The sequence below is a fragment of the Thermosipho sp. 1244 genome, from assembly GCF_018588215.1.
Classification (GTDB): domain Bacteria; phylum Thermotogota; class Thermotogae; order Thermotogales; family Fervidobacteriaceae; genus Thermosipho; species Thermosipho affectus.
In genome coordinates, this window is the sequence record NZ_LNGA01000020.1 from 1 (window position 1) to 13,187 (window position 13,187).

The 13,187-nt window shown below is 31.3% G+C and carries 10 protein-coding genes; 2 read left to right on the forward strand and 8 right to left on the reverse strand.

From position 1 onward, the window contains the following. Nucleotides 1-99: 99 nt before the first annotated feature. Nucleotides 100-573: a ferritin-like domain-containing protein gene (locus tag AS157_RS04780; RefSeq protein WP_077287238.1), complete on the forward strand. Its 474-nt coding sequence runs from the start codon at nucleotides 100-102 to the stop codon at nucleotides 571-573. Here AS157_RS04780 and AS157_RS04785 read toward each other — a convergent pair. The 5 genes from AS157_RS04785 to iadA form a co-directional block, all read right to left on the reverse strand. Beyond that, nucleotides 570-1,694: an alkaline phosphatase family protein gene (locus tag AS157_RS04785; protein ID WP_197023177.1), complete on the reverse strand. Its 1,125-nt coding sequence runs from the start codon at nucleotides 1,692-1,694 to the stop codon at nucleotides 570-572. The genes AS157_RS04780 and AS157_RS04785 overlap by 4 nt on opposite strands. A 62-nt stretch (nucleotides 1,695-1,756) precedes the next feature. Further along, nucleotides 1,757-4,138, reverse strand: a complete 2,382-nt coding sequence (locus AS157_RS04790) for a sugar ABC transporter permease (protein WP_077289070.1) — start codon at nucleotides 4,136-4,138, stop codon at nucleotides 1,757-1,759. Next, nucleotides 4,138-5,844 carry an ABC transporter permease subunit gene (locus AS157_RS04795; protein ID WP_077289071.1) on the reverse strand — a complete coding sequence of 569 codons (1,707 nt, stop codon included), beginning with the start codon at nucleotides 5,842-5,844 and terminating at the stop codon, nucleotides 4,138-4,140. Before AS157_RS04795 ends, AS157_RS04790 begins: the two co-directional genes overlap by 1 nt. Nucleotides 5,845-5,893: 49 nt before the next feature. Continuing rightward, nucleotides 5,894-7,066 carry a sugar ABC transporter substrate-binding protein gene (locus AS157_RS04800; protein WP_075665651.1) on the reverse strand — a complete coding sequence of 391 codons (1,173 nt, stop codon included), beginning with the start codon at nucleotides 7,064-7,066 and terminating at the stop codon, nucleotides 5,894-5,896. A 213-nt stretch (nucleotides 7,067-7,279) separates the two neighbouring features. After that, nucleotides 7,280-8,440, reverse strand: a complete 1,161-nt coding sequence (gene iadA / locus AS157_RS04805) for a beta-aspartyl-peptidase (RefSeq protein ID WP_077289072.1) — start codon at nucleotides 8,438-8,440, stop codon at nucleotides 7,280-7,282. A gap of 43 nt (nucleotides 8,441-8,483) precedes the next feature. Here iadA and AS157_RS04810 point away from each other — a divergent pair, with 43 nt between their 5' ends. After that, complete coding sequence (locus AS157_RS04810; protein WP_250880065.1) at nucleotides 8,484-9,143, forward strand: CPBP family intramembrane glutamic endopeptidase; 660 nt, start codon at nucleotides 8,484-8,486, stop codon at nucleotides 9,141-9,143. Here AS157_RS04810 and AS157_RS04815 read toward each other — a convergent pair whose 3' ends face one another. From AS157_RS04815 to AS157_RS04825, 3 genes are all read right to left on the reverse strand, one after another. Continuing rightward, nucleotides 9,144-11,165 carry an HD domain-containing phosphohydrolase gene (locus tag AS157_RS04815; protein WP_231450292.1) on the reverse strand — a complete coding sequence of 674 codons (2,022 nt, stop codon included), beginning with the start codon at nucleotides 11,163-11,165 and terminating at the stop codon, nucleotides 9,144-9,146. It abuts the gene before it with no gap. Between the two features lie 110 nt (nucleotides 11,166-11,275). After that, on the reverse strand, nucleotides 11,276-12,226 hold the full coding sequence (locus AS157_RS04820) for a SufB/SufD family protein (protein ID WP_077289074.1): 951 nt from the start codon (nucleotides 12,224-12,226) through the stop codon (nucleotides 11,276-11,278). After that, entirely contained in the window at nucleotides 12,216-12,959 is a 744-nt protein-coding gene (locus tag AS157_RS04825) for an ATP-binding cassette domain-containing protein (protein ID WP_214494984.1), read from the reverse strand. The genes AS157_RS04820 and AS157_RS04825 overlap by 11 nt, the downstream gene beginning before the upstream one ends. Nucleotides 12,960-13,187 lie beyond the last annotated feature (228 nt).

Sequence of the window (13,187 nt, forward strand, 5' to 3'; positions counted from 1 at the left end):
TAAATCAATACTTATCAAATTTTAAATTATAATGTCTAAGTTAATATATAAGGTGTTTCCTCTTAGGAAACACCTTTTTAAAAAAGGAGGTGTTTTTAAATGACAACAAGTGAATTATTGGGAGTTGCTCTAAAGATTGAAGGTGCGGGATATTCATACTATACAAAACTATCAAATATTTCTTCTGGAAAATTAAAAGAGTTATTTTTAGAACTTGCTAACGAGGAAAGGGAACATGCAAAAATATTTGAAGATATATTAAAAGAACATGAAGATGAAAACCTAAATTTAAACGAAGAGGAAATCGGATATTTAAGAGCTTTTGCAGATAATATTATATTTCCAAAATTAAATATTGACAAGATTCCACAAAGTATAAAAGAAGCTTTAAAACTTGCAATAGAAGTTGAAAAAGATTCTATTATATTCTACAATGATATAAAAATGCTCATTTTAAATAACGATGCACTGGAAAAAATTATTGAAGAAGAAAAAAAACACATGAAAAAGCTAACTCTAAAATTAAATGAAAACGATACATTTGATATGTACAGTGAAGGTAGTAAGATTTAGATTATAATTAGTGGTACAAAGAGTTCTTCATAAGAAAGAGAACCATGCATTCCCTTGAGTTTTTGTTCTCCACCCGTGTAGGTATAAGTAAACGAATAGTTATCTTTACAAATAAGCACATAATCTCCTATCCGGTGCGCCGTTTCAGGGTGCGCCTTTCCTATACCAAAATATCCTTCCATTAAACACTCTTTAGATGGATAGATTTCAAATTTTCCGGAGTATTTTTCCTCCATATATTCTAGAAACCTTTCCTTTTTATTTTCTTGTACATAAAAATACATCATCCTCATCTCACCTGCTGGTGGAATCTTTAGGAATTTTAATAATTCACTCCCCATAAACTTATTTTTTTCATTTGGTGTGGTAATCATACCATGATCAGCCAATATAAATATTCTGGTTTTCTTGTCTGTATTTAATTTTTTAAACCATTCTAATATATACTTTGCCTCATATTCATATGAATCACTATCTGGTCCCATCTTGTGACCTATCCCATCTATAATTCCATAATATGTAAATAAAATTCCCTTAAAATCTTTCCTTAACATTCTCTCCAATTTTACAAGCATATCTAGTGTAGAATAATAAGTTAACACATTGGCGTTATTTTGTATGAGAAAAGAAAGCCCGGAATTTGCAATATTTTGAGCGGTAAGCACTCCACCATATAAACCTTCTTTTTTTAAAAGTTGAAAAACGTTTGGAAGTCTTTTGATATTTCTCTTTACAAGGGTTGCAAAACTGTTTTCACTCATTCCAGGAAAACTAAAATCTATCATATTAACCAATGTTCCTATTTCACGTAAAAATTGGACGTATCCTAAAAGACCATGTTCTTTTGGTGTAAGCCCGGTCATGATACTCGTAACAGCTGCAACTGTTGTAGTGGGGAAAACACTACTTAATCTTGTGTAATTTTCAAAAATTACACCTAATTCTTTAAATTTTTTAAAACCCAAACTATCCAATATAACTACTATGATCTTTTCTTTTTTTTCAAGAAATGGGAAAAGGTATTCTTCCATTTCCTTAAATTCATGATATGGAGAAACACCAAAGTGTTTCAATAAGACATTTACAAAAGACACAATACTCTTTTCATATACGGGTTTCATATACCTACCTCCAAAAAATAAATCCCCGGCTTTATTTTTCAAAAAACCGGGGATAATTTCAACTATCCTTTTACCGAACCCTTTGTCAAACCACCAACAAGATACTTTTGCATAGAAAGGAAGAGTATTACCATTGGGAGCATTCCTACAAGTGCCGCAGCTGAGAAAAGTCCCCATTCAGTCTCAAATGGCCCTGTTGAGAATGTCCAAAGCCCTACCGCATAAGTGTACTTTTCTACATCCTGGAGAATTATTTTTGCCAAAACAAATTCGTTAAATGTTCCCATAAAGGTTAATATTACCACAACAGACAATATAGGAGATGCAAGTGGAATAACTATTCTCCAAAATGTCTGCCACCTTGTAGCACCATCAATCATTGCCGCTTCTTCAAGAGAACTTGGAATTGTATCATAAAATCCTTTTATCAAATACATATTAAACGCTATATTCCCAAGATACACAAAAATCAATCCACCCAATGTATTTAATCCAAGCCATGGAATATACCTTCCTAAAAAGCTTAAAAATCCATACAGTGCAATCATATACATAATAGCTGGGAACATCTGAATTAATAACAACGACATTATACCATATTTCCTTCCCTTAAACCTCATTCTACTGAACGGATAAGCGGCCAATGCATTTACAAATGTGGTAATTATTGAAACAAGTCCTGCAACTACAACACTATTAAATATCCATTTCCAAAGATAATGTCTTTGCTTCTGTTTCCATATTTGATCAAATCTAAAAAGTCTTTTATCAATTTCCTTAAATTTTACATTTAACCCTTCAACGGGAAATTTATCAACCAAGTCAGCCGCAGCTTTTGAAGCAATACTCATACTAGATGCTATATTAGATGGATATTTTGATTGTACTTCTGTAAAAAGTTGAGAAAGAGATAATATTCTAATTTTAACACCATTTTTTGCAGAATAAATTGCATTCTCTCCTGTTTTTTTAATAGACTTGACATAATTATCAAAATTATCGAGAAATACTTTAACATCTTTTGAAAACTTTCCATACCTCTTGATTAAATCCCTGTAATCATCAATCCATTCCAGTTTTCTTAATTCACCTCTTACACTACTTTTTAACTCATTGTTTGAAATATAACTTAAAAATCCATTTATACTTTTTCTAAAAGACTTTAAAGCTATGTATAGTTTATTAATATCCTTCGGAAGGCTATACTTTGATACCTTACTTTCAAATCTTTCGATATCTTTAAATAATTTATCAGATAATATGTATGCCTTTGCATCTAAAAGTTGCATCTCCACATCGGCAAGTTTAACTTTTAAATTTTCATATTCTTTCCTCTTGCTTTTCAGCCTATTTGAAAGAAGTAAATATTTATTTGAAGTTTCTAAATAATCCATTTCAATAACTGCAAAATTTTCAAGCACATTTTTTGCTTCTTTTAACTGTTTAAAAGATTTCATGTTAAATTGGTTAATAATAGACAAAAAATCACCATAGCTTGTGACATTTTTTTGGTTATAGTTTTCCCACAAAGTTTTTACCTTAAGTGCATTGTTTGATAATTCATCAATTAAGTCTTTAAATTTATCCTTTAGTTGTATCTTTGAAATGTTCTTTATTACATCAAAAACTTTTAAGTATTGGGGAAATTCATCACTTTCTGTGATAAAAGCACTAATATTTGACGGATTTTCCAATATATTGTATGCTGCCATCAGCGTCTTATTAAAACTTTCCATTTGTGGAATAATTGAACCTTCAACTATAAACCTCAATCTTTCATATTCAACTTTTTGATTATCCATTTTTTTCTTTAAAATATTAATTTGTGACTCAATACTTTTTATCTCACTTTCTTTTTTTGAAACATCCTCTTTTAAAGATTTTACTTCCTTCATCCACATTTCTTTGTATTTTTGATCTATGTCTACATTTTTTATCTTTCCCTCGTCCAAAAGATCAAGCATCGCAAAAGAAAGCATCTTTTCAGAAGGCTTTTCAATATCTATTTTGTCTTTAATCTTACTTGAAGTGTCTAAAATCGTTTGGATAATATCTTTTGATTTTTCTTTCACAAAACTTTGGATTTCACTAAATTTTTTATCCGTAATATCAACCAATTTTCTGGACTCTTTTGAATAATCTTCCAACCTTTTTATATCCTCATTGAATTTTTCCACCAAAAATTCTACTGGCTTTTCATCATATGGTCTTGAATTGGTGGTAATGGATTCTATGTCACTTAACAACCTTAAAACATTTTCTTCTGGAAATAAAAGATCCCTGTAATTTTGCAAACTCATCCTAGAAGAAAACAATTTTGAAGAAAAAGCAGCATTATCCCTCCTCAGTGAGGTTGAAACAACCCACACCACGGGAAATAATATACCAACAATCAAGATTATTAAAATTATATGAACCAACCAATTGCCCTTTTTTACAACCATTATCTATTCACCTCTTCAAAAGAACCTGATATTCTAAAGTTAACGAAACTAATGCCTGCCACTATAAAGAATATCAGTATGGATATTGCACTTGCAAAGCCAAAATCTTGTCCTCTTCCTGCTTCAAATGCAAGTTTGTAGGTATAAGATATCAAAATATCTGTAGCACCTGCAGGAGTACTAGTGTTTGGAATGGCAGGCCCACCTGAAGTCAACAGGTATATGTTAACAAAGTTGTTGAAATTAAAGGCAAAACTTCCCACAAGCAATGGTGCAATAGTCGTCATTAAAAGTGGAAAAGTAATCTTCCAAAACCTTTTAGACCTAGACGCACCATCTATTGAAGCTGCTTCATATAACTCTTCTGGAATACTCTGCAGTGCACCTAAACTAACTGTCATCATATACGGAAAGCCAAGCCATGTGTTAACTATTAACACAGAAACCTTCGCCCAGAATGGATTGGTCATCCATTTAATAGATTCTTTGTTAAACAAGCCATTTACAACAAATCTATTCAAAACTCCATACGTTTCGTTAAAAAATCCATTCTTCCAAATCAAAACGGAAATAAACGCGGGAATAGCCCATGGAATAATAAGTAAAGTTCTATACAGGGTTCTTCCTTTCAAAGTATTGTTATTCAAAACCAAGGCAAAAATAAGTCCTATTGCAAATGTAAATACCACACTAAGTGCCGCATATGTAAAATTCCACAAAAAGATCTTTGTAAATGGTCCGGAAATTGTTGGATCAGTAAATATTTTTGTGAAATTCTTTCCACCTAAGTGAGAAATATACCCCAAAACGGGAACTTTATCCTCGTTTTCATCAAAATCATAAAAAGTACCATCTTCTTCCAAAAGCGGCCTATTAGTCAAATCGTTAATAAGCGTTGCTTTCACAACAGTTTTTCCATTTTCCACCACTTCTGAAAGCGCCATTCTATAAAGGTGTTTGATTTCAACTAACTTTAAAGTTCCATCGTTACTAAACCTCAAAGATAGGCGTTCCCTTCTATTGTTTACAATTTCAACTTTACTTAATATAGGAAATGCAATTTTCGATTTAAAAAACACTTCATTAATAGCCGTTTCTTTATCAACAGGTGAATAAAAATAATTATACGTTTTATCCCCGTCCATTATCGTAATTATTTTTCCATTTTCCTTCATAACTTCGTACTTTTCAAGTGATATTAAATGTGCTTCACCTAAAATCATCTTCCCCGCTTGCATTCTAATGGGCTTTATATTTCCAACAACATATTTTTCTCCGTTTTCATTGTAAACCAACATCTTAAAATCTCCCGTAGGATTAATTCCCTCGTATCTAACAAAAATTTCGTAAATGTAACTTTTCCCTTCATCGGGTACATACGTATAAACTGGATCCGTTAAAAGCCTATCGATTACCTCTTGACGAGTCATTATATGACCTGTTCCATAATTGGTAAAGGCCGTTTTAATTGTAAAAGCAATAGGGTACAATACCAAGATAAAAAGTAAAATAACGGCAGGAATCATATATCTATATGGATACGCACCTTTACTGAAAATAAAATAGTCGATTAGAAATAGCAAAACAAAAAAAGTAATAGAAAGTTCATAAAAACCTCTGGAAAATAAAAATAATGCTCCCCAGATAGAAAAAGCATTAAACAAAGCTAGAAATACATACCCTATAAATTTCCAAAACCTAATCATTTCATCTCCTCCCGATAAAAATGGGGGGCTACTCCCCCCTAAATATTTTTTACTTAATTCCAGCTAAAATCGTATCAACAGCTTCTTTCAAAGCTTGTTCTACTGGTATTCCTTGGTCAAGTACCTTTGAAAGTGCATCTCCCATTGCTCCCCATACACCTGCCATTTCAGGGACATTTGGCATTGGAAGCCCGTAATTTCCAAGGAATTCTGCAAATGCCTTTGTTACATCATCAACCATTGGCAATACGTCTTTTCTAGATGGTACCCTTGGATCCGCAAGATAAATTCTGTACATTACATCCTTTGTTGAAATGAATTTTGTCAAGAATTCAATTGCATAAAGTTTGTTTGGGGATTTTGCATTTACCATAAATCCCTGTGCACCAAAGAATGGTTTTGGTTTCACGCCTGGTTCAAGTTCAGGAATTGGAGCAACTCCAAAGTCTATACCTGCCTCTTTCCAACCAGGTACTGCCCAAGGTCCATTAATAATCATAGCAGCTTGTCCATCTTTAAACATATTGTCCATAACATTGTAATTGTCACCTGATTCAAGAAGACCTTCATCAACTAATCTCTTTATCAAAGACAATCCTTTTACTGCTCCTTCATTTGCAAGACCTATATCTTTTACATTTATTTTTCCATCTTTTTCACCAAATACATATCCTCCAAAGCCAAAGATTGCATAACTACTAAAGTAAAAGTTCTTGAAATCGTAAACTAATCCCCTTACTTCTCCTTCATATTCCTCTTGAATTTGCTTTGCAACCTTGATTAATTCATCAAATGTTTTTGGTGGATTCTCAACGTAATCTTTGTTGTAAATCAAAGCAGGTCCATCAAAAGCATATGGAATACCATAAAGCTTTCCGTTATAAGTAAATGCTTTAAGTGGAGTGGGTAAATATTTGTCTTTTTCCGGAAGAACTGGAATTGGTTCAATAAGACCATTTGCTGCAAGTTCTCCCACCCAGTCATGTGCTCCAACAATAATATCAGCACCTTCACCAGCTGGGGCTGCTGTTAAAAATTTGGATTTTATATCGTTAAAGTTAACTTGCACAACTTCTACGTCAATTCCATAAATAGATTTAAACTCATCACCTAATTTTGTAAGAATAGGTGCTTGTGCCTCAGATGTCCAAATGGTAATTTTTACTGCAAATACACTGAAAACCATCAGAATCATTAAAAGAGATACTAATAACTTTTTCATACACTTTCCCCTCCTTTTTTAAAATACTCCAAGATTATTTTACTACAACAAAAAAACTAGTTTACAACTTGTTGGAAACTGTTCCAACGTTATATTATATCATAAAACATCCGTTTTTATTACTTTAGAACAAGATTTTTTTACATTAACATCATTATTTTTATTATTTTTCTCTTCTACACTTATAAATATCTTGTTAAAACGTTTGCCTTTTTAATCTTCAAAAGTACTTTTTTTCACTATTTTCTCTTTGTACATCAAAAAATCCCCACAACTAACAACACTATCAATTTCCAAATTTTCATTTAACACAACTAAATCCGCATCATAACCTTTCTCTAATCTACCCTTAAATTTAAGTTTTAACACCCTAGAAGGATTAACTGTTATAGTCTTTAACGCTTCTTCTAACGGCAAATATCCTTTTTTCACACTTGTCTTTACAATTTCGTATAAAGAGGTAACTTCCCCAATTTGCAAACCTATAAAATTACCATCTTTGTCAAATTTTGGAAGACTTCCCTGGCCATCTGAAGTTAAAGTAACTCTATCAATTACTTTGGATTTATAACATTCCATTAAATAATTTACTGTTCTAATTTTATCCTCATTTGTTGAAAAACTTGTGGTTAAATCAAAAAAACCACCCATTTTTGCAAATTCTATCCCCTGTTCCAACAATTTTTTATTTCTATTCATATGGGTGGGATATAGATTGGTTATGGGAATTTCTGTGTCTTTTACAATATCAAACAAATAATCTATTCCAAATTTACCAGAACCAACGTGAAAATTAACAATACCTGCTTTTCCAGAGATAAGTCCTCCCAATCTAGCATTTGAAACTATCTTTTTTATCTCTTCCAAAGTCGGTTGAGTTGATCTATGGTCTGAAATTGCTATCTCTCCAACACCAATAACCCTATCAATTAATACAATATCCTTTGCTATACTACCTGTAAAGGTTACAGGTGGAACTGCATAAGAACCTGTGTAAATAAAAGCATTTATCCCTTCTTTGCTCAATGATTTTGCCTTTGCATACAAATTTTCAAGACTTCTAGTTATACCATCTGTTCCTAAACAACCTACTACAGTAGTAATTCCTCCCTTTATTAATTGCCTCAAATTAATTTCCGGCGTTCTAGTTGAAAAATCCCCCTCACCACCTCCGCCAGTAATATGGACATGCCCATCAATAAACCCTGGAACAACAATTTTTCCAGAAAAATCGTACATTTGAATATCCAATGGAAAATTATCGATATTTATCCCTTCTTCAATAATTGCAATCTTTCCGTTTAAAATTAAAATGTCCTTTTTTCCAATATACTTAGGCGTATAAACTGTGGCGTTCTTTATCAACTTTACCATTTAATCCCCCCTTTTTTTGATATAATTAACACGAGGTGATAAAATGAAAATTATTTTCCCTTTAATAAATATCTTTGCAATAATTCTTTTGTACATAACACTTTCTAAAAAAATATCCAATAAGTTATTTAAGACCACAAGGGATATCTTTAAAATTCAAACAATACTCTCTCCCATAACTATATTATACTCTATAACATTTGCTTACATATTAAAGATAAACATTAAAGAAATGGGATTTCAAATAGGTGATTTTAAGATAGGATTAACATTTATAGTAGTATTTGGAATACCCATTTTTATTATCTCTTACATCTTTGCAAAAAAAGCGAAAAAAGAAGAGATAGAAAATTTTAGTTATCTAAAAATAAGGTCAAAATGGCAGATAATCTATGTGTTTTTTTTTGTGGGGCTAACTGAGGAAACTTTTTTCAGAGGATTAATACAAACATATCTAAATAAAAGCATCAATCTTTTTATTTCTATTACTTTAACTAGTGTAATATTTTCACTGTTTCACATTTTAAACGTTAAAACTAAAAACGAAACATTTAAGGCCTTCTTACAACTTTTTCCCATTAGATTTGTAATTTCTCTAATCCTTGGATACACATTTCAACTTTCAAAAAGCTTAATCTATCCAGCACTTATCCACAATTTCATGGACGGAATAACGCTTTTGACAATAAAAAATAACAAATAATCAAGAAGCAATACCTTGTGAAAGGTCATCGTAAATTTTTTTGATCTCTAAATGATACTTTTTAAATATCTCCAAAATCTTTGGGTTAAAATCATCCGGAGATGTTCTTCCATCACCTTCAAGTATTATTTTTACTACTTCTTCGTGCGTATATCCCCTTTTATATGGCCTTGGAGACCTTAACGCATCATACACATCTGCAATAGCTACAATTTGTGCTTCTATTGGTATTTCATCCCCTTTTAAACCAAATGGATATCCTTTGCCGTTGTATTTTTCATGATGGTATAATGCTATTTTTTTTGCTGTTTCAAAATATGGATCATCTAAAAGTTTTGCACCATATATCGTATGTTTCTTCATTTCTTCAAATTCTTCATATGTTAACCCCCCGTTTTTCCTAATCAGTTTCTTACTGACAAATATCTTACCAATATCATGTAATGGGGCAAACGATTCTATTTCTTTCACTTTTTCCATTGGAAGATTTAATTTTTTCGCAATAAATCCAGAAATTTTTCCAACTCTATAAATATGCTCACCTGTTACATCGTCATACGCCTCCGCTATAGTCGAAAGTTTTTCTGCAAATCTCATAGATGCATTCTTTATCTCTTCAGTCGACTTTTTCTCAAGCCAAAAGGCTTTTACTAAATTCCCCAATCCCTTTATCAATTTCCTTGATTGTTCAGAAAAAGCCTCTTTGCTATTTACATCTATATCTAGCAAAAGTCTTATCCACAAATAAGGGGCCAATTGAATCTCATTAACCAAAGTTTCTTTCATGGGTTTTGAAGCATCTACCAATATTTCATACTCTTTTTTTGAAAGTTCTCTTACCTTATCGGTATTAATAATATCTTTCACTATCCTTATATCCTCACTTAAAGGTATTGTATTAAACATATTAATCTGCTTGAGTTTTTCTAAATCATGACCATATGCTGCAACAAACTTTGCTGTTTTGTCTTTTTCATTTACAAGGATTATACTTCCATAGTTTGCTTCTGGAACAATTTGTATAGCCGTCTCAAGCACATATTTACAAAAATTTTCTAAATCCTGTCCAGGTACCATTTTAGACAACAAATCAACCATTTTGTAAAGATTCTCAGAAAAATTTTTATTTTCTTTATACAAAATTTTCAATTTTTTGTTATTCTCCAAAAGTTCTTTCGTTGCTTTTTTCAATGCTTTTCTATGTAAATAAAGCGAAAAAGAAACAGTAAAAACTAAAATCAAACTTACAAAAACAACCATTTTTATCCAAATCGGTATTGTTTCATTATTAATTAACAAATATTTATCAAGTAATATATAATATATAGAACTATTGTCAGATTTCCATTTTTTTAAATAAAAATCAATTTTAGCTATTATTTCTCTGTCAATATCTTTGGAAAACCCAAAACGAATCTCGACTGGATAAAAAATTATCGGTGTCTTGAACAAAGAATACCTCTTCCCCAAATATATTCTACTAACTACTCCTGCGTATGCTTTCTTTTCACTTACCATCCTAAATACTTCTTCGTAAGATGCAACCTCTAGAAACTGTATATTTAATTTAAATCTTTCTGCAAGTTTTTTTATTCCTTCTTTTCCTACATAATAAATATCATCTTTTAAAACCGCTACAGTTTTATTATTCAAATCTAATATAGATTTCAAATTCTTATCATACGAATATATAAGTGCCCAATTAACAAAAACACTTTCATTGTTAAAACTAATCTCTCTCTCTCTTTCTTTTGAATACGCTAAATCCAAAAGTATATCTATTTTTCCTTGTTTTAATTTATTGTACAATACAGAAAAATTATCGTTATACACGTAATTTAACTTCCAATTTTCTTTTTTAGCTATCTCGTTTAAAATATCAACAAAAAAACCTTTAGGTTTTCCTTCTTCAAAATAAATTAATGGTTTGTTGTTATACAAACCTACAGTTAATTCCTTGCTAAACACACAACTAAAAAACACAAAAATTATTAGTGCAAGAAAAACAACCTTTTTTCGCACCTCTACCCTCCCCAAAAACCAAATTTCATATCCACATTTTAGACTATCAGAATAAAACTAAGTTCACATTAATTAAATCCTTTTAATAAAAAACCCAGCATCATGCTGGGTTAATCGTGTAAAAGCCCTTTTATAATTAATTCTGTTGCTTCATCTTCTGTAAGACCTTTTGCCATTAACATTTCTAATTGCTTTTGATTTACCCTTCCAATAGATGCCTCATGTGTAAGTTCTGCTAGGTCATCTTTTATTTTTAAAACTGGAACAGTTGCAACTTCTATCTTATCACCTTTAGTTATTTCTTCACATGATATATGTGCCCTAGAATAAGGAGCATTACCATATGCTTCATTTAAAACTTTTGCCTTTGATTTATCTAAAGCAACTACTATTGTTTTTGCAAGTCCTTTTGAGTTCTTTCCATCAAGCCTTAATATTTCATTTATGCTTACTTCATCACTTTTTGAGGCTTTCACTTTAGAGACCATTTCACCAACGGCAAAGTCTTCTAATTTTACATCCATGAGAACGTCTAATTTTCCCACTCGTGTTTTTGTCAAAGTAAAGGAATTCTTGTAAACACCGCCTTTTTTTACTACAGCATAAGTCTTTGTAATAAGATTTATAGTCCCAGAATCACTGTGATAGTGTTCATCTATATATTCCATAACGGCATTTTCTTCAACTACAACATTTGAAACAGCATTGTGAGTAAAATCCTCTGCTTGTGGAAAAACACAGTGTGATAAAAACTTTACCCTTGCACCTTTTCTAACCTTGATATTAAAAACCACATTTTGCAATCCTGTTTTCTCAATATATCCCGTACAAACGTGTATCGGCATTGGAATATGAGTATTTTCCATTATTTCCATATCAACTTGCACACCATTTTTTATTTGTTTTGGAACAAGTTTTATTCCTTCAATATTGTTCAAACCTAAAACTTTATCACCACTTATAATAATCGATGCAATTCTCTTATCTAGAAATTTAGATGCATCTGTTCCTAATTTTTCAACCGTTTTTACAATAGTTTCAAATTCTCTTTTAACGTCCATCGATTTTCAACTCCTTAGTTACAGGAACGTTAGGATGATCACAAGCATTGCATAAATTTTTAAATATTTCAATAACTTTTTTTGTGTTATCATGTGCTAGGATCTTTCCCGCACATAATAGATACGCCTCATCCGTATTATATGCCATTTCCTCTCTATGGGTAATAACTATTGGTGTGCCACCATAAGATACAACATAATCAACTATATTATTTATCATATCAAGACTCATTATATCTATCCCTGAATCAGGTTCATCAAATATCACATATTTTGGTTTTAAAAGAATGATTGAAGCAAGTTCGACTCTCTTTCTTTCTCCTCCACTTAAGCTTTTATCCACAAATCTTTTCATATAAAGCAATGGATCAAGTCCTACTTTCTCCAAGGCTTCCTCTACTTCATCTTTTGTCACATCCAACTTACCACCAAGTGTTAAATAAGTATAAACATTCAATCCTTCATATCTTGCAGGTTCCTGCCACATTAAAGTTATTCCCAATCTTGAACGTTCATACACATTTTTTTGGGTTATATCTTTTCCATCTAAAAAAATCTTTCCTTCCGTTGGTTTGTAATCTTCCAATCCCATAATTAAATATCCTATAGTACTTTTTCCAGCACCATTAGTACCTAAAATAGAATATTTCTTGCCTACAGAAAAACTTAAAGATATATTATCTAAAATCTTTTTATCTGAAACGCTATAAGAAATGTTCTCCAGTTTAAGCACGCAATAACACTCCTTAATTAAAAAGTCTAATAAAATTTTACCACAAATTAGACATTATAAATGTAACAAAATTAAAACATCATTCTTTGTTTTTATATTTATGCTTTATATTAAAAAATTGAATAATCTACCCATACAATAAAAAAAAGCAGGCGAAAGCCTGCAAAAAAATAAACCCGGGCGATACCTACTCTTGCAAGGGGCGTACCCCTTACTACCATCGGCCCA